This window comes from Ruegeria sp. BHSB064 (assembly GCF_059613205.1).
Window position 1 is genome coordinate 31,209 of sequence record NZ_JBXWSB010000025.1, and the last position, 18,307, is coordinate 49,515.

Below are 18,307 nucleotides of genomic sequence, written 5' to 3' on the forward strand. Positions count from 1 at the left end.
CTACTGATCTTCGTCGATTGAGCGGTCGCGGTTCTGCAACGCTCGGATTCGCATCCGCTGCGCAGCCTGAATATGCGCCCTCATCTCTGTCTCGGCCGCTGCGCCATCGCGGGCCTTTAAAGCGGCCATGATACGCCGGTGCTCTGCCACTGCTGCCACGGCACGGTCGCCATCCAGCAACTGTGATGGTCCGAGGATCAACAGCGCCTTTTGCAAAGAGAGCATGGATTTTGCCAAAAACCGGTTCTTGGACGCATCCAGAAGGGTTGCATGAAAGACCCTGTTGATTTGGGCCGCGTCAGGGCCAGTACCCGCTTCGGCCAGCCGATCGTTCAAGAGGTCCAGCTCGTCCAACTCGACATCTGACGCCGCACGGGCCGCCAGCCGCGCGGCGGTGCCTTCCAGCACGGCGCGCATTTCATACAGTTCCATAACTTCGGCGTAGTCCAAACTGCGAACAGTCGCGCCTTGCCGCGGAACGTGCGTGACCAGCCCGTCGGCCTCCAACTGCCGGATCGCCTCGCGCACCGGAGTACGGCTGACGCCCAACCGCTCGGACAAATCTATCTCGCGCAGGCGGTCGCCGGGCAGAAGAATGCCTTCGCGAATCTCTTCCAGCAGGCGCTGATACGTGGAATTGCCTTGAGGACCAGGCTGTAAGGCGGCGTCTTGGATTGTCATCGCGGGCTCTATTGCTTCCTTGCGTTCACTTGTATACATTTGGATACACAGCGAGTCAACGACAACGGAACCTGCATCTTGCGCATCCTGGCAAATCCACCTTCCCTCATGACCAAGCGGGCTGTAACGTTCGGCCTTGCGGTTCTGGGTACAGGTGCGTTTTGGATGCTAAGCCTGCCCCTGCCCTTCTTGTTTGGACCGATGAGTGCTTGTCTGATAGCAGCTTTGGCTCATGCCCCCATGGAAGGGTTTGGGCAGATTTCGGTGGCCGCACGAACGATACTGGGTGTTGCGGTTGGGGCCTCGATTACACCTGCCCTCTTTGCCCAACTGCCCAAAATGGCTTCTTCGATCCTGCTGGTTCCATTCTTTATCTTGCTCATCGCGTTGATCGGTGTTCCGTTTTTCCGCAAGGTTTGGGGTTTCGACGCGAAAACCGCGTTCTATGCCGCGATGCCTGGCGGTCTTCAGGACATGATCATCTTCGGCACCGAAGCTGGTGCCAACCCTCGCACCCTGTCGCTTATTCACGGAACGCGTGTCCTTATCATTGTAACCCTCGCCCCGATAATCCTGACGTTGTTCTACGACGCAGATCTGACGAACCCGATCGGACAGCCTGCACGTGACCTTCCGGTGCACGAACTGATGCTCATGGTGGTCGCAGCTTTGGTTGGATGGAAAGGTGGCGAGCGTATTGGGCTTTTCGGCGCATCCATCTTGGGGCCCATGATTTTGACGGCAGCGCTATCCCTGGGTGACTTCATTCATACCCGCCCACCTCGAGAAGCCATATTGGCCGCACAATTCTTCATTGGCTGTGCAATCGGAGTTAAATTTGTGGGGGTCACATGGACCGAACTGCGTCGTGTTGTGGCGGCCGGTGTTACTTACGTCTTCGTTCTTGCCATTCTGGCGGCAGTCTTCACAGCAATAGTTACAACGCTGGGGCTGGGGCACCCTGTCGAGGCCTTTTTGGCTTTCGCTCCCGGCGGCCAAGCCGAGATGACTGTTCTGGCTATCGTGTCAGGTGCCGATCTGGGCTTTGTTATTACCCACCACCTGACGCGGATCGTGTTGGTCATAATTGGCGCACCCATTGCCGCAAATCTCATTGTGAAATGGACAAAGCCCCGAGAATAACTCGGCAGAACACCTTTGAGCTTAGAATTGCGCGACTCATGCCACACCTTTCGAAACATCGACCACATTTTGGCGCGGGTCTATTTTGCGTAAATTTCGAACAAAGGCTGAATGACGCTTTTTTTACCGTCGGCTTGCGGTTTCTTGCTCAAAAAACATGTGCAAACTTGGCAAGGCTGAACTAGTTTTCTAAATGCGGCGATGCTTGCTGGATTGATGGGGATCGAAAACAGTGAAATCTGAACACCGCCTTTCCGCGCCTCCGCGCCATGAACTGCGCAACGTGCGGAACCAAGGCGTCGCGTTTCTTGCGCTGGCGTTTCTGTTCAGCATCTTCGTTAATTTGCTGATGCTGACCGGTCCTTTGTTCATGCTGCAAGTATATGACCGGGTTCTGAGCTCGCGTGCGGTCGAGACTCTGACCGCGCTTTTCTTGCTGGTGGCCATGCTTTACGCACTTATGGCGATGCTCGATTTTGCGCGGGGCCGCATCGTTGCGCGCTTTGGCGCACGTTTTCAATCGCAGTTGGACGAGCGTGTGTTCGAAGCCACGATGCGTCGATCCCTTGTTCCACAGGTGCGTTCTGCCCCCGCAACAGCGCTGCGCGATCTCGAATCCATTCGAAACCTGTGCTCTTCACCGGTTCTGCTGGCTGTCATGGACATTCCCTGGACGCCAGTTTTTTTGGGCGCGATTTTTCTGTTTCATCCACTGCTTGGCTGGTTGGCCGTGGTCAGCGGCGTCCTGCTTGTGGTAATCGCACTGCTCAATCAGGCAATGACCAGCCGGAAAGTGGCCGAAGCTCAATCGGCTACCGCGCGGGCCAACGCTTTTTCTGAACATGCCAGACAGGCGGCAGAGGTTGTGCGGTCGCAAGGGATGCAGGCAGACGTCACAAAACGGTGGTTGAACCAGCGCTCGGACGCTCTGCGTCAGTCTATTGCGGCCAGTGACTGGACTGGTAGTTTTACGTCTCTTACCAAATCGTTACGGCTGTTTCTTCAATCAGCCATGCTGGCATTGGGCGCGTGGCTTGTCCTGCAAAACGAAATGACTCCGGGTGCGATGATTGCCGGCTCAATCTTGCTGGGGCGTGCTCTGGCCCCTGTTGAGCAAGCCGTTGGTCAGTGGGGCGTTGTTGAGCGTGCCCGAACAGCGTGGGTCTCATTGAACCGATTCCTTGATCATACCCCACCGGAAGAAGAACGCATTCGACTGCCCGTGCCAAAAGCGCAACTTGAGGCTAAATCCCTGACTGTAATTCCACCGGGTGCCTCAACGCCGACATTGCGGAACGTGAACCTAAAGTTGGAGCCCGGCAAAGCCCTGGGCGTTATTGGGAAAAGCGGGTCAGGAAAGACAACATTGGCCAAGGCATTGTTGGGCCTTTGGCGGCCAGCGGCCGGAGAAATCAGGTTGGGCGGCGCCACTTTGGATCAATACAACCCCAACGATCTTGGCAGCCACATAGGTTATTTGCCGCAGCAGGTGACCCTGTTCAACGGAACAGTTGCCGAAAATATTGCCCGGATGTCCGAAACTCCGGATTCCGACGCAGTTGTGGCAGCTGCCAAGAAAGCCAACGCGCATGAACTGATCCTGTCTTTGGAAAAAGGATACGGCACTTTCCTGGAGGGCAATGACAGCCAGTTGTCTGGCGGTCAAAAACAACGGATCGCTCTTGCGCGCGCACTTTACGGAGACCCCGTTCTTCTAATTCTGGATGAGCCGAACTCGGCCCTGGATGCGGATGGGACCGACGCGCTGAACGCGGCGGTACGGGGCCTCAAGGCTGCTGGCAAGTCGACCATCATCATGACGCACCGGCCTCAGGCCATTTCAGAATGCGATGATCTGGCGGTTGTTGAAAAAGGACAGGTGGTCAAATCGGGCAGCCGCGATGAAGTCCTGAGCGCAATGGTGCAGAACGCTGGCGCAATTAAACGCAAGCTCAGCCCCGTAGGTGAATGATGGCGAAAAGATCGACTAAGAAACCAGCGCAGATCTGGAGCATGAGAATCCCTGCGTTTGTCGGATTCTCCGCGCTTGTCCTGCTGGTCGGCGGATTGGGGTACTGGGCCGTCAAGACACGATTGGCCGGAGCCATTGTGTCGTCAGGCGTGATCGAAGTGCAAAGCAACCGTCAGGTCGTTGAACACCCGGATGGCGGTGTCGTCGGCGAGATTTTTGTGCGCGACGGTGATATGGTTGCAGCTGGCGATATGCTGTTGCGCCTGGACGATACCTTCCTGTTCTCCGAAAAGACAATTGTCGAGGCACAGCTGTTCGAATTGTTGGCCAGGCGCGTCCGGTTGGAAGCAGAACGGGATGGTCTGACATCTGCTGAGCTCGCAAACCGACTGAGCGACGTACAACAGGAATTCGACATTGGTGCTGATCTGATTTCAGGGCAACAAAACCTATTCAACGCCAGACTTGAGACGCTGTCTCGGCAGGACGAACAACTCCGCAAGCAAGTCGTGCAGATCGAAAGCGAGATTGAAGGCACGCAAGCTCAACTGGTGTCGTTGCGGCGTCAGGTTGAGTTGATCGAAGATGAGCTTGAAGATCAGCAAAGCCTGCTGGATCGCGGTCTGACACAAACCAGCCGCGTGCTTGCCTTGCAACGGGAAGAGGCAAGCCTGAGCGGCGAGATTGGTCGGCTGGAGGCTGCTGTCGCGCGTCTGAGAGGTCAGATCGCCTCGACCGAGATCCAGATCGTTGAACTTACCGCAACCCGTCGCGAAGAAGCGATTAGCACTTTGCGGGATGTGCAGGCACAAGTCGCGGAATTGTCTGAACGCAGATTGTCCTTGTCCGAGCGCTTGACCCGCCTGGACATTCGCGCCCCTGTTACCGGCAGAGTGTATGGAAGTCAGGTGTTTGCTCTGCAGTCGGTCGTACAACCGGGCGAGCCCATGATGTATGTGGTTCCTCAGGATACGCCTTTGTTGGTGGCCGCACGCGTGGATGCAATCCATGTGGATCAGCTCCATGTTGGTCAGCCTGTGGCGTTGCGTTTCCCTGCATTCAATCAGCGTGAAACGCCCGAATTGGACGGGCAGGTTTACAATGTTTCGGCGGATACCTTCACTGATGAACAATCAGGGTTTACGTTCTATCGCGCAGAAGTCGAACTGAACGACGGCCAGATTGATCGCTTGAACGGTCAAGAGCTTTTGCCCGGCATGCCGGTGGAAGCGCTGATCAAAACAGATGAGCGTACACCGTTGTCTTATCTGGTCAAACCGATGGCCGACTATTTCAATCGTGCCTTCCGCGAGTAAGGCAGACGCCGCTAGTTCTGGATCACTGCGCTTTCCCACTCCGCCAGGAATCTGCGGCGTTTCAACCTGTCCAGAAACGTAAGCAGCGCGGGGTCCAACCCAATCGCTTCACGTTCGGTCTCTGTGTCATACGGTGCCAGAGGCGGTAGCGAAAAAGCGCCCGTGCCCCTGCCAGACTGGTTGTCGACAAGGTGACGAACAAAAGACGAAGCGGCTTCGGTCTCTGGAGTACCCTCGATGACCAATGCCGTACGCATCATGATGGTTTGAAAATCTGACGGTTGGATGATCTCCAGAACATCCTTACCACCCGCTCTGGCAGAGGCGTAGCTGCCCAGTACGTTATAGGCTACGGCAATCTCTCCGCTAACAAGATCATCAATCATGTTGGCAGAACAGCAATACAAGCGAACATCCAGCCCGCCCATGACCTCCATCAGACGCCAATAGGTTTCAGATGCGCGCGCATCCTGCGTGGCGAACAAATAACCCAGACCGGATTGCCGGATGTCATAGGTCCCTACCCGCCCAAAGAAATCTTCCGGTCGGGCCCGTAAAATTTCGATAAGCTGCTGGCGGGTCTCGGGTAAAGGGCCATCTTCGAAAGCGGCCCGATTGATCACGATCGTTGCAGGCTCGAACGTAAAGGCAAACAGGCTTTGGTGCCATTGCGCCCAAGCCGGCAACTGAATGCCGTCAATGGCCCGGCCAAATCCGTCATTTGCCAGTTTCAGCTGAAGGTCCATTGCACTGGAAATAACGATATCAAAGTCTTCAGGGGCCGCGCGGACAATTCGGTCAATATGAGCTGTGCCTGTCACCATGTAATCGACCGAAATACCGGGGTTATCTGCGACAAAAGCGGCAATCAACGGCTCGAACAAAAAGGTATCCGTGCTCGAGATCACGCGCAGACGTGTTTGGCCCGCTTCAGCATTAAAAACTTGCCGGTCTTCCCAAGTTTGAGCCAACCCAACCGCTGGCAATACGAAAAGAATCAGAGCGATAAGGTAACGCATGCGCCGCCCCCTTGCCGATTGGCCAATTCAAGCGTGCCGCCATGGGCTGTTGCAACATCCTGCACGATTGTCAGTCCCAACCCGGACCCGATGGTGCCGCTTGCGTTTTTGCCGCGCTCGAACCGGCGTGTCAGGGTATCAATTTCGTTTGGCGGGAACCCGGGTCCACGGTCTTTAACACGGATCTGAACATGCGGGCCTGAAGACACTTCAATGCGGACCGCACTGTCAGGCGGAGCATATTTCAGGGCATTGTCGATCATGTTGCGTACTGCATTCTGGATGAGGATGGGATCACCCGAGTACAGAACCTGAGGATCGCCATCCAAGGACAGGGACAGGTCCTTCATTTCGGCAATTGGTGTCAAACGTTGCACCAGATCATTGATCAGGGCGACAAGGTCGATCTCTTCCCGTTCCAGATGATCCGCTCGAAACGTGATCATCGCGTGATCCAGCAACTGCCCTGCGGCCCGAGAGCTTTCGTCAATGGCGCGCACCATCGAACGCAAAGCCTCGCGGTTCTCTTCCTTTTCCACCCTTTGTAACGTGGCATCAGCATAAGACCGGACCGTAGCCAGCGGCGTCCGCACGCGGTGGGCCGCCTCGGCGATGAAGTCTTCGGATTGGCTCAGGGACTGATCCAGCCGACCCATCAAAGAGTTCAGTGAGGCCACCAAAGGTGCCATTTCACGGGGCACGGGTTTCCTGAAGGGGCTAAGGTCCTGCGGCCCCCGGCGGGTGACAGAGGTCGTCAACCTGTTCAGCTGACCAATGGTCGAAGATGTGGCCCAAAAGGATAAGGCGGCCGCAAGGGCAAAAAAACCAATCCCGAGGACCGCCGCGTTGCGTGAGATCTGGTCCAGAGTTTCTGCCAGCGCATCCTGTGTTTGCCCCAGCACGATTTCGATAACAGTCTGTTTTTCTAATCCAACCAAAGTTCGGCTGGCGCTGACCTGACGGATGGTTTCACCTCGAATTGTGCTGGATTGAAACTGCCACCTGCTATCCCGCTGCGCCAACGGTGACAGGTCTTCGTACCCAGAAAGGAATTCACCGTCCTGAAAAATCGCATAAAACACCCGGTCGTCGGCAGGCGTGCTGAGCATTGCAAAAGCGGCGTAAGGAATATCAACCTCAAGCTCGCCTTCACGCAGGGCCGCCGCGTCAAGAATAGAGGTCACCGAAGCACCCAGAATATTGTCCTGCCCTTGTTGCGCGACCTGCGCAGCATAGTTGCGGACGGCAACAAACAGTAAAAACGCAAGAAGAGCAGCACCCCCGATGAGTGTCAGAACCAGTCTGTTCCGCAGTGATCCTGAGACATTCGGCTCAAGAGGCATGGTCCAGCCTGTATCCCAGACCGCGAAGTGTCGTGATCTTCAGGTCAGATGGCTCAAGATGTTTGCGCAGGCGGGCCACGTAGACCTCAATCGCATTGTCTGACACCATGTCGTCATAAGAAAACAGTCGATCTGTCAGTTTTTGCTTGGAAAACACCTGACCGGGCGCATTGATAAACAACTCCAGCAACCGCAGTTCCCGGTTGCGCAGGGAAACGGTCTGGTCGCCTACGGTCAGGTAGCCTGCCAGCGGATCGAACACGATGCCCCCCACTTCGATCCTTGTTCTTGCGTTCCCGGATTTTCGTCGCAAAACGGCCCGGCAGCGGGCTTCAAGTTCGGCATGGTCGAAGGGCTTTGTCACATAGTCATCCGCCCCCAGGTCCAAAGATCCGATTCGATCCGATACCTGACTGCGGGCCGTCAGAACTATGACAGGGGTATCCCGATTGCCCGCGCGATGCCGTTTCAGAAAGTCACGCCCATCCCCGTCCGGCAGCATGATATCCAGCAGGATCAGGTCATAGTCCTGGGTTTCTACAAAGCCTGTCGCGTCATCCAAATTTGCCGCGTGATCAACAACATGTCCGTCCAATCTCATCCGAGAACAGATCGCGTTAGCAAGGTCTGGATTGTCTTCAACAAGCAAGAATTTCATGAGGCCTTGGCACTATTTTCAGGCGTGACAGGTTGATGTCAGGTTGATGTGATTTTGTTCCATCCAATCTGAGCCGCGACGCGGCCGGTTGTCAAATGGGAGGACATCATGACGACATTCACACTGGGCCGCCGCGCCCTGATCGCAGCTGTGGCCGCAATTGGCCTGACAGGGCCGGCTTTAGCTGATGGCCATCAGGTTGTGGACAGCATCCACTTTCTGATTCCAGGCGGCGCAGGCGGTGGCTGGGACGGTACTGCACGTGGTACCGGCGAAGCGTTGACCAACGCCGGCTTGGTGGGCACGGCATCTTACGAGAACATGTCGGGTGGTGGCGGCGGCAAAGCCATCGGCTATCTGATCGAAAACGCAGACAGCAACCACGGCACGCTGATGGTGAATTCCACCCCCATCGTGATCCGTTCTTTGACCGGCGTGTTCCCGCATAACTTCCGCGACCTGACTTTGGTTTCGGGCACCATCGGTGACTATGCCGCGATCGTTGTGGGCAAAGACAGCCCCATCAACTCGATGGATGATCTGCTTGCCGCCTTTGACGCTGATCCGGGCGGAACAGCGATTGGTGGCGGTTCGGTTCCCGGCGGTATGGATCACTTGGTGGCAGCGATGGTGATGGAAGCCGCGGGCAAGGACGCACTAGGGGTGAAATACATCCCGTATGACGCGGGCGGTAAAGCAATGGCAGCCCTGCTGTCGGGTGAGATCGCAGCACTGTCCACTGGATTCTCAGAAGCCGTTGATCTGGCAAACGCTGGAGAGGTCAAGATCATTGGCGTGACATCGGAAGAACGCGTTGATGCGGCCCCGGATGCGATGACAATGAAGGAACAAGGCATCGACACCACTTTTGTGAACTGGCGTGGTTTCTTTGCGGCTCCCGGTCTGCCAGAAGACAAGCTCGCCGCCTATCAGGCCGCTATCGCCAAAATGTACGATACACCTGAATGGGAAGAGGTTCGTGCGCGTAACGGCTGGGTGAACATCCACAATTCTGGCGAGGACTTCCAGTCATTCCTGGAGCAGCAGGAACAGCAGATCGGCGATCTGATGAAAAAGCTGGGCTTCCTCTAAAATCACGACTGGCAGAGCGGGCACCCGCTCTGCCATCCCCAACATTAAGAAAAAAGGAGGGGGCCTTATGGCGCTGGATCGCTGGATCGCGCTCGTTCTTCTGGGTGTGTGTTTAACATATGGCTACGCCGCTTGGTTCACGATGGACGGCAGCCTTCCCCCTTTCATGCAGAGAAACCCGATCTGGCCAAGCACCTTCCCAAAAGTGCTGTCGGTTCTGGGTATCATCACCACCACGATCATTCTGCTGGGTTTTGAAAAAGCGGAACCCAAGGAAGCCGATATCGATTACCGGCGGTTGGGTGAGTACCACCTTGATCAAGCGCTCATGCTTCTCGCCCTGATGGTGATCTACGCGCTTTGCCTGCGCCCTGTTGGTTTTCTGATCTCGACCTCGGCTTTTCTGATCCTGGGATCCTTCATCCTGGGTGAACGTAAGTGGCACGTCATGTTGCCCGTCGCATTCATTGCAACCGGTGCCGTCTGGTATCTGGTCCAGGAAGTTCTTGGCATCTACATGCGCCCTCTGCCGGGCATTTTCGGAGGCTGACATGCTTGAAGGACTTCTGATCGGCCTGCAAACGGCATTCTCAATTCAGAACCTGCTGATGGTTATTGCAGGATGTCTGATCGGTACATTCATCGGAATGCTGCCGGGCCTGGGCCCGATGTCAATCATCGCCATCATGATCCCGGTTGCGATCTCCATGGGTGACCCTTCAGCCGCGCTGATCCTGTTGGCCGGTGTCTACTATGGCGCCATCTTCGGCGGCTCGACTTCTTCGATCCTGCTCAACGCGCCGGGGGTCGCCGGCACTGTGGCCTCCAGCTTTGACGGCTATCCAATGGCCCGACAGGGCAAAGCGGGCAAAGCCCTGACCATCGCAGCCATCGCAAGTTTTGCAGGTGGAACTTTGGGTGCGGTCCTTTTGATGGTTTTCGCCCCTGCGCTATCCTCCGTGGCCTTGCTTTTCCACTCCGCTGAATACTTCGCACTTATGGTCGTTGGCTTGTCTGCGATTGCAGCCTTTGCGGGCACGGGCCAGGTGGCCAAAGCGGTCATCATGACCCTGCTGGGTTTGATCATGGCCACAGTCGGCGAAGGTGCCTTGTTCAACCTGCCGCGTTTCACCATGGGTATCATGGATCTGCAATCAGGCTTTGGCTTCATCACACTCGCAATGGCAATGTTCGCCCTGCCCGAAGCGCTCTTTCTGGTTCTCAAGCCGAAGGATGTGAAAGGCGATGATGGAAAAATCAAAGACCTGCGGATTACCAAGTCAGAAGCAAAGGCTATCGCACCAGTCATCGGCCGCCAGTCCGTACAGGGGTTTTTCATCGGCGTTCTGCCCGGTGCTGGAGCAACTATTGCCAGCTTCCTGGGCTACGCGGTAGAACGCAACATCGCCCCCAAAGCCGAGCAGGAAGAGTTTGGCAAAGGGTCAATCAAGGGCCTGGCCGCGCCTGAAACCGCAAACAACGCCGCCTGTACCGGCTCGTTCGTGCCGCTTCTGACGCTGGGTATTCCCGGATCGGGAACAACGGCAATTTTGCTTGGCGCTTTGATCGCCCTGAACGTCACGCCCGGCCCGCGTCTGATGCTGGATGAACCGCAGATTTTCTGGGCCGTGATCATGTCGATGTTCATCGGCAACCTCGTTCTGCTGGTGCTGAACCTGCCGCTGATTCCATATATCGCCAAGGTCCTTTCGGTTCCGCGCAACTATCTGATCCCCTTCATTCTGTTCTTCACTCTGATGGGCGCCTATATCGGGCAAAACAATGCGACCGAGCTTTTGATCCTTGTTGGCTTCGGTGTCTGCGCCACAGCGTTGAAATTCGCCGATTATCCGCTGGCGCCGCTGCTGATCGGTTTCATCCTTGGTGGGATGATGGAGGACAACTTCGCCCGCTCGATGCAGCTCTATGACGGCATCGCCTTCATCTGGGAACGCCCGATGACTCTGGGTTTGCTGGTTATCGCGGTGCTATTGGTCCTTCTGCCTAGCTATCGTGCGCGCCGAGCACGTGCGCGGGCTGCCGGAGTTGCCGAAGGTGACTGAACCGCTGGCAGGAGTACGGGTTCTCGATCTGACAAATGTCCTTGCGGGCCCGTATTGCTGCTATCAGCTGGCGCTGATGGGTGCCGAAGTGATCAAGGTCGAACGCCCCGGCGGTGGCGACCTTGCCCGCGTTCTGGGCGCTGATCCCAACAGAAACAAAGCAGGCATGGGGATCAGCTTTCTGGCGCAAAATGCTGAAAAGAAATCGGTAACGCTCGATATGAAATCGGAAAAAGGCAAGGCGTTGCTGAAACGCCTTGTCGAAACCGCAGATGTTCTGGTCGAAAACTTTCGACCTGGTGTCATGGATCGGCTTGGCCTTGGCTACAACGTCCTGCGTGAGGTCAATCCAAACATGATCTACTGCGCCATCAGTGGCTTCGGCCAAGATGGCCCACGAAAGGATGATCCGGCTTACGATCAGATCGTTCAGGGCATCAGTGGCGTGATGTCGATCACCGGGGCAGCTGAAACTGCGCCCTATCGCGTTGGCTATCCTTTGGCGGATACGGTCGGCGGGATGACGGCCGCCTTTGCTGTGTCTGCTGCTCTGAACGCGAACCCGCGTGGAACTTTTCTGGATGTTGCGATGTCCGAAGCTGTTATTTCCACAATGGGCTGGGTCGTGTCGAATTTTCTGGTCGGCGGTGTCACACCCGCTGCGCATGGAAATGAAAACACAACGTCTGCCCCCTCGGGCACGTTTGCCACGCGCGACAGCCCGATCAATATCGCCGCCAACCGAGATGAACAGTGGCAGGCATTGGCAAGCCATCTGGTGCGGGACGATCTGCTAAACAACCCCGGCTACGCAACCCGCGAAGACCGCAAACAAAACCGTCATGCCTTGCGTGAAGCGCTGGAGCAAACTCTTCGAACCAGAAGCGCAACAGACTGGGTGCGGGAACTCAATGCTATTGGCGTACCGACCGGGCAGGTTCTGACTGTGCCCGAAGCTCTTGCAGACGAACAACTTTCTGGGCGTGGCCTGATCGGGTCTGTGCGGGTTCAAAGCGAAGATATGAAGCTTGCGGGAAGTCCCGTTGTCATGGACGGCGCGCGGCGCATGCCACAAAATGCACCACCTGAACTGGGGGCTGACAACAATGCGATCTGGTCTGAAATCGGGTTGTCCGACGCAGAAATTGATGCGTTGAACAAGGAGGGGGTCATATGAGCGATGTTTCCGATTGGTGGACGACATCCATTATCGACATGGAGCCCGGCCGGATCGATCTGCGCGGTAAGCCGATCCAGGACCTGATCGGAAATGTCAGTTTCTCGGAGATGATTTGGTTCATGGTGCGCGGGGATCGTCCCTCGGACGCGCAGGACCGATTGTTCGAAGCCGCGTTGGTCGCGGCGGTTGACCACGGCCCTCAGGCCCCTTCAATCGCCACGGCCCGCATGGCCGTAACCTGTGGCCTGCCCCTCAACAACGCGATGGCAAGTGCCGTAAACATGTTGGGGGACGTTCACGGCGGGGCTGGTGAGCAAGCCGTAGCTCTCTACCATTTCGTGGCGAAACATCCTGTGGGTTTGGAGCAGGCTCTGGACGACTGGATTGAAAGCGAAGGAAAGATACTACCGGGTTTTGGCCACCGGTTTCACACCCCAACGGATCCGCGTGCTCCGCGCCTGATGGCAATGGTGTCAAACGCCGTGAAGGACCAAGCGTGTGATGGCCGGTTCATGCGGATTGGACAAGCGATCGAGGCGGAATTGGCAAACCGGAAGGGAAAACCCGTTCCGATGAATATAGATGGCGCCACTGCCGTTATCTACGCCGAGCTTGGATTTGCGCCCCCGCTGGCGCGCGGTCTGTTCTGCCTGTCCCGATCAGTTGGCGTATTGGCCCATGCGTGGGAACAGATGCAGCAAGGGGGCCGTAACAAGGGCCCGACCCCGCCCGCCTATCGCTGGACCTATAAGCCTTCATAAACCGCCGCTACGCGGTTTTCAGATGTGGCCGACCAGCCAACAGGTCCGCTGCCGCGCGGGCAATCATCAACTCTTCATTCGTCGGGATCGCCATAACAACCACGCGCGATAAATTGGTCGAGATGATCCGGTCGTTGTCTGCATTTGCATCCGGATTCAGTTCGATACCCAGCCATCCCATTCCGGAACACACCCGTTCGCGCACCAGACGCGAGTTTTCTCCTATCCCGCCGGTGAACACCAGGGAATCGATACCGCCCAGGATAGCTGCCATCGCCCCAAGTTCCCGCCGAATACGGAAGGTGAAATAACTGATGGCCTGGCGGCTTTCGGGCGTGTCTGCCTTTTCCAATGTGCGCATATCATTCGATAAGCCTGAAAGGCCCAGCAACCCCGATTTCCGGAACAGAAGGTCCGAGATTTCATCGGCGTTCAGTCCCTCCTGATCCATCAGGTACAGGACGACGCCTGGATCAAGCTGACCGCATCGCGACCCCATCGGTAGCCCATCGAGGGCAGAGAACCCCATGGTCGAACCGACAGATCGTCCCCCAATCATTGCACACATCGACGCGCCATTCCCCAAATGAGCAACGACAACCCGCCCTTCGTGCAATAGCGGTGCAGTTTTTGCCATGTGATCCGAGATGTATTCATAGCTGAGGCCATGAAAACCATAGCGCCGGACACCCTTGTCGTAATACTCGCGCGGTAGGGCAAAAACGTCGTTTTCCCATGGGTGATTGCGGTGGAAAGCCGTGTCGAAACAGGCGATCTGAACGGCATTAGGAAACCGCTCCATAGCCGCCTTGGCCCCGGCCAGATTGTGGGGTTGATGCAAAGGCGCGAACGGTGACAGCTTGTCCAGCGCTTCAATCGAGGCGTTGGTCAACGGTAACGGCGCGTCGATGTCAGGGCCACCGTGGACGACACGATGCCCTACCGCAGTTACTTCGCTGTTTGGGAAAGCGCGAGAAAGCAGGTTCAATACCCAGTCCAGGGCTGCGGCGTGATCCCGGATTTCCCCTGCAGTACCGCTGGCGAGGACACTTCCATCGGAAGATTTCGCCTTAACCAGAGGTTCTTGCTCTCCGATCTGCTCAACCGCTCCAGTACAAACCATAATCGGATCGACTTCGGTCAGCTTAAACAGGCCAAACTTCATTGAAGATGATCCAGCGTTTAGTGTCACGACATGTGTCATGCATGTGCTCCGGAAGGCGAATTGGTATATGCGTCATGTAAAGCTGCGACGGCGCAGGACGCCAACCGGGCTTTGTCGTCGTCTGCCCGACTGGTCAGAATGATCGGTGCCTTGGCGCCCATGACCACTCCAGCCCCTTCTGCATTGGCAATATAGGTCAGCTGCTTTGAAATCATGTTGCCGGCATCCAGATTGGGCACCACCAAGATATCCGTTTTGCCTGCAACCTCGGATACAATACCCTTGGATCGTGCAGCAGCAAGACTGACCGCGTTGTCCATGGCAAGAGGGCCGTCAACCAGCCCGCCCGTGATCTGGCCGCGCTCCGCCATTTTCGACAGCAAGGCCGCATCCACAGAGGAACGGATTGCCGGGTTGACGGTTTCGATGGCCGACAGAATACCCGCCCTGGGATGCTCAATTCCCAGCGAAAGGGCCAGATCAATAGCGTTTTGGACAATGTCAATCTTGGTTTCCAGATCCGGTTCGATGTTGATCGCCGCATCCGTCACCAACAGCGGTCTGGGCTGTCCAGGCACGTCCATGACAAAGACATGAGTGAAACGTCGGCTCGTTCGCAAACCATTTTCACGCCTGAGAGCAGCCTTTAGCAATTCGTCCGTATGCAAGTGCCCTTTCATCAAGGCTTTTGCACGGCCCGAAGCCACAAGATCGACTGCAGTTTTGGCAGCGCTGAAATGATCGCTTTGAGGCACAATTTCAAAGCCGTCCAATGAGACCTCAAGTTCGCTGGCAGCAGCAGCAATTTTTTCAGGATCGCCGACGAAAATAGGGGTGATGATCGTCTCATGCGCGGCCAGTAGAGCGCCCCCCAAGGAGTTGTGCTCTTCCGGTGCCACGACAGCTGTGGGCATAGGTGGCAGCGGGCGCACCTTTTCCAGCATTGCGTCAAAATGCCGATGCCGTTTGACCACAAGACCGGGCAATTCCAGTTCGGCAAACACCAGCTCTTTGTCCGGCGCGATGACCACAGCCTGTCCGCGGACGATCACTGCGCCGTCGGACGGGCGCGTAACGATTGTCTCAAAGACGACCTCGCGGTTTAGTCGCTTTTCTATGACGGTGACCCTGGACAGCAGTTCGTCGCCTGCGTGCGCCCGCTCCACAAACTCAAAGTTCTGCGACTTATAGAGCGTCCCTGCCCCCGGCAGAACATTTCCCAAGACAGCAGAAAGTAGCGCTCCAACAAACATGGCAGGCGCAACCGCTTCGTTGATTTGGTCGCCGTCACCATCTTCACTGGCCAGATGAAGCGGGTTGTGGTTGCCGGAATTGTTTGCAAACACATAGAAATCGTCGACCGAGCATGTGCGAACCAGCTCGGCAGTATCGCCGACCTTAAGCTTGTCATAGGGCTTGTTGTGATACTGCATGAACTTTCGATTCTTGTTCGGTCGATGTGGCGGAGAAATGAACTCTCTTGCTGATACTCAGTTCAGCGATCAATGAAAACAATGCAATACCGCTGCCTAAGTTAGCCGCCACACTATTCCCACTATGCGACGGCTTGATGTCATTGCGCCCGGAAACTGGGCATAATGGAGACTACGAGCGTCTCTTTCCACCGCCGCCCTGCTTTCGCATTGTAAGACCGATCCGTTTTCTGGGCACATCCACCTGGACCACGCGAACTTTGACAACCTGCCCGGTTTTGACGACCTCATGCGGGTCTTTGACGAAACGATCTGCCAACTGGCTGACATGAACCAGCCCATCCTGATGCACACCCACATCCACAAATGCCCCAAACGCGGCCACGTTTGTCACGGTGCCCTCCAGAACCATGCCGGGCTTCAGGTCGGTGATCTCTTCGACGCCATCGGCAAAGGAAGCGGTGACAAAGCTGGGTCGAGGGTCTCGCCCGGGTTTTTCGAGTTCCGCAAAGATATCCCGAACCGTTGGCAGCCCGAACTCCTCGGTTACGAACTGTTCCGCCTGTAGCCCCTTCAAAGCGCCGTCGTGACCCATGATACGTCGAATATCACGTCCACAAGCGGCCACAACACGTCGGGCCACGTCATATGCTTCGGGATGAACCGAGGACGCATCCAGCGGTTCTGCACCGTCCCGGATACGCAAGAAGCCGGCGCATTGTTCAAACGCACGCGGGCCTAGCCGGGCGACGGACAACAGATCTTTGCGCGATTGAAACGGCCCGTTCAGATCACGATGGGTGACGATGGCTTCGGCCTGAGCGGCGCCGAGACCAGCAACACGCGACAGCAAAGGGGCTGAAGCGGTATTCAGATCGACTCCGACAGCGTTCACCACATCTTCAATCGCGGAATCCAATGACTGGGAAAGCCGGTGTTGATCCACGTCATGCTGATACTGCCCGACGCCAATTGATTTGGGTTCGATTTTGACAAGTTCTGCCAAAGGATCCTGCAACCGCCGCGCAATGGACACCGCACCCCGCAGAGAAACATCCAGATCCGGAAACTCGCGCGCAGCCAGTTCCGATGCGGAATAGACCGAAGCCCCTGCCTCGGACACCACTACCTTTGTCGGCGCTTTTACCGTCTTCGGCAGCAGGGAAAGTGTGTCTGCGACCAATCGCTCGGTTTCGCGGCTTGCGGTCCCGTTCCCGATGGCGATCAGTTCGATCTGGTGGGCCGAGATCAGATTGAGAATGGCCGCCTGCGCCCCCCGCAGATCGTTCTTTGGCTGAAACGGATAAAGCGTGTCGGTAGCCACCACTTTGCCGGTTGCGTCAACAACAGCCGCCTTCACACCGGTACGGATACCCGGATCAAGGCCCAACGTCGCCTTGGCCCCGGCCGGCGCTGCAAAAAGCAAGTCTTTGAGATTGCGTGAAAAGACCTGAATGGCCTCGTCCTGCGCGCGGCTTCGCAAATCCCCCATCAGCTCGACCATCATGGACAGCGAAAGCTTGACCCGCCATGTCCAGCCCGCGACCTTGCGCAGCCATGCATCCCCCGGCCCCTTGCCACGCGTCTGCAGATGCGCGGCAACAATTGTTTCGGCCCGCGCCGCGCCGAATTCCATTTCCGGCGCGATGTCCAGCGTGACAATCCCCTCTTTTAACGCGCGCAGCATCGCCAGCGCCCGATGCGATGGCACATCGGCCCAAGGCTCGGAATGGTCGAAGTAATCGCTGAACTTCGCGCCTTCCTTTTCCTTGCCGTCGATAACCTTGGAACTCAGCAGAGCCTCGCGCTGCATGAAGGTACGCAGTTCGCCCAACAGAACAGCGTTTTCCGTCAATCGCTCGGTCAGAATGTCCCGAGCCCCGTTCAAAGCATCGCGATGCGTCGGCACGGCCTCGGAAAGATATGCCTCGGCAAGCGTCTCGGGTTCTGCATTGCGGTCGGCCAAAATAGCATCCGCCAACGGCTCCAGCCCGTTTTCGCGCGCAATCATTGCCTTGGTGCGCCGCTTGGGCTTGTAGGGAAGGTAGATATCTTCCAATTGTGCTTTGGTCTCGGCCCGGGCGATTGATTTACTCAGATCCTCGGTCAGCTTCCCCTGATCCCGGATCGAGTTCAGGATGGTTTCGCGCCGTGCCTCAAGTTCGCGCAGATAGGTCAGCCGATCAGAAAGTAAGCGCAATTGCGTATCGTCCAACCCGCCGGTGGCTTCTTTCCGGTAACGGGCGACAAATGGCACGGTTGCGCCATCGTCCAGCAGTACAATCGCGGCCCCGACCTGTTCGGAACGGGCGTTGATCTCGGTAGCAATTGTGTGGGCGATACGGTCCAAGGGGGCCTCCTGAAAGGGCGGTGGAAGAGTTTCTTACCCACCCGTTTCAGCAAGTGAAAGACCCCAGCCCTGTCAAAATCACAATAAACCGGGCGGTTATTCGCGACGCTCAACCGAAGCTTCCAAAGTCG

The 18,307-nt window shown here is 56.6% G+C and carries 15 protein-coding genes; 8 read left to right on the forward strand and 7 right to left on the reverse strand.

What is annotated here, in order from left to right; all coding sequences use genetic code 11:
* On the reverse strand, positions 1 to 681 hold the full coding sequence (locus tag AC2FNU_RS08515) for a GntR family transcriptional regulator (RefSeq protein ID WP_496787167.1): 681 nt from the start codon (positions 679 to 681) through the stop codon (positions 1 to 3).
* 108 nt (positions 682 to 789) lie between these two features.
* Between AC2FNU_RS08515 and AC2FNU_RS08520 the strand changes: the two genes are divergently transcribed.
* From AC2FNU_RS08520 to AC2FNU_RS08530, 3 genes are all read left to right on the forward strand, one after another.
* Positions 790 to 1,824: an AbrB family transcriptional regulator gene (locus AC2FNU_RS08520; RefSeq protein ID WP_496787169.1), complete on the forward strand. Its 1,035-nt coding sequence runs from the start codon at positions 790 to 792 to the stop codon at positions 1,822 to 1,824.
* A 232-nt stretch (positions 1,825 to 2,056) separates the two neighbouring features.
* Entirely contained in the window at positions 2,057 to 3,796 is a 1,740-nt protein-coding gene (locus AC2FNU_RS08525) for a type I secretion system permease/ATPase (protein WP_496787171.1), read from the forward strand.
* Positions 3,797 to 3,837: 41 nt separating this feature from the next.
* Positions 3,838 to 5,112 carry an HlyD family type I secretion periplasmic adaptor subunit gene (locus AC2FNU_RS08530; RefSeq protein ID WP_496787173.1) on the forward strand — a complete coding sequence of 425 codons (1,275 nt, stop codon included), beginning with the start codon at positions 3,838 to 3,840 and terminating at the stop codon, positions 5,110 to 5,112.
* An 11-nt stretch (positions 5,113 to 5,123) separates the two neighbouring features.
* Here AC2FNU_RS08530 and AC2FNU_RS08535 read toward each other — a convergent pair whose 3' ends face one another.
* From AC2FNU_RS08535 to AC2FNU_RS08545, 3 genes are read right to left on the reverse strand one after another with little or no spacing between them, the layout of a single operon-like run.
* Complete coding sequence (locus AC2FNU_RS08535; protein WP_496787175.1) at positions 5,124 to 6,131, reverse strand: ABC transporter substrate-binding protein; 1,008 nt, start codon at positions 6,129 to 6,131, stop codon at positions 5,124 to 5,126.
* Positions 6,110 to 7,474 (reverse strand): sensor histidine kinase, encoded by a 1,365-nt coding sequence (locus AC2FNU_RS08540; RefSeq protein ID WP_496787177.1) that lies wholly within the window; start codon positions 7,472 to 7,474, stop codon positions 6,110 to 6,112. Before AC2FNU_RS08540 ends, AC2FNU_RS08535 begins: the two co-directional genes overlap by 22 nt.
* The gene (locus tag AC2FNU_RS08545) at positions 7,464 to 8,132 is read right to left on the reverse strand and encodes a response regulator transcription factor (RefSeq protein WP_496787180.1); all 669 of its coding nucleotides are present in this window, start codon (positions 8,130 to 8,132) and stop codon (positions 7,464 to 7,466) included. Before AC2FNU_RS08545 ends, AC2FNU_RS08540 begins: the two co-directional genes overlap by 11 nt.
* Positions 8,133 to 8,240: 108 nt before the next feature.
* Here AC2FNU_RS08545 and AC2FNU_RS08550 point away from each other — a divergent pair, with 108 nt between their 5' ends.
* From AC2FNU_RS08550 to AC2FNU_RS08570, 5 genes are all read left to right on the forward strand, one after another.
* On the forward strand, positions 8,241 to 9,224 hold the full coding sequence (locus tag AC2FNU_RS08550) for a Bug family tripartite tricarboxylate transporter substrate binding protein (protein ID WP_496787182.1): 984 nt from the start codon (positions 8,241 to 8,243) through the stop codon (positions 9,222 to 9,224).
* 67 nt (positions 9,225 to 9,291) lie between these two features.
* Positions 9,292 to 9,774 (forward strand): tripartite tricarboxylate transporter TctB family protein, encoded by a 483-nt coding sequence (locus AC2FNU_RS08555; RefSeq protein ID WP_496787184.1) that lies wholly within the window; start codon positions 9,292 to 9,294, stop codon positions 9,772 to 9,774.
* Between the two features lies 1 nt (position 9,775).
* Positions 9,776 to 11,287 carry a tripartite tricarboxylate transporter permease gene (locus tag AC2FNU_RS08560; RefSeq protein ID WP_496787186.1) on the forward strand — a complete coding sequence of 504 codons (1,512 nt, stop codon included), beginning with the start codon at positions 9,776 to 9,778 and terminating at the stop codon, positions 11,285 to 11,287.
* Entirely contained in the window at positions 11,280 to 12,464 is a 1,185-nt protein-coding gene (locus AC2FNU_RS08565) for a CaiB/BaiF CoA transferase family protein (RefSeq protein ID WP_496787189.1), read from the forward strand. Before AC2FNU_RS08560 ends, AC2FNU_RS08565 begins: the two co-directional genes overlap by 8 nt.
* Positions 12,461 to 13,228: a citryl-CoA lyase gene (locus AC2FNU_RS08570; RefSeq protein WP_496787191.1), complete on the forward strand. Its 768-nt coding sequence runs from the start codon at positions 12,461 to 12,463 to the stop codon at positions 13,226 to 13,228. Before AC2FNU_RS08565 ends, AC2FNU_RS08570 begins: the two co-directional genes overlap by 4 nt.
* 7 nt (positions 13,229 to 13,235) lie before the next feature.
* Here the strand turns inward: AC2FNU_RS08570 and AC2FNU_RS08575 are convergent, their stop codons facing one another.
* From AC2FNU_RS08575 to AC2FNU_RS08585, 3 genes are all read right to left on the reverse strand, one after another.
* Positions 13,236 to 14,432, reverse strand: a complete 1,197-nt coding sequence (locus AC2FNU_RS08575) for an acetate/propionate family kinase (RefSeq protein ID WP_496787193.1) — start codon at positions 14,430 to 14,432, stop codon at positions 13,236 to 13,238.
* Positions 14,429 to 15,826: a bifunctional enoyl-CoA hydratase/phosphate acetyltransferase gene (locus AC2FNU_RS08580; RefSeq protein ID WP_496787195.1), complete on the reverse strand. Its 1,398-nt coding sequence runs from the start codon at positions 15,824 to 15,826 to the stop codon at positions 14,429 to 14,431. Before AC2FNU_RS08580 ends, AC2FNU_RS08575 begins: the two co-directional genes overlap by 4 nt.
* A 172-nt stretch (positions 15,827 to 15,998) precedes the next feature.
* On the reverse strand, positions 15,999 to 18,176 hold the full coding sequence (locus tag AC2FNU_RS08585) for a Tex family protein (RefSeq protein ID WP_496787197.1): 2,178 nt from the start codon (positions 18,174 to 18,176) through the stop codon (positions 15,999 to 16,001).
* Positions 18,177 to 18,307 lie beyond the last annotated feature (131 nt).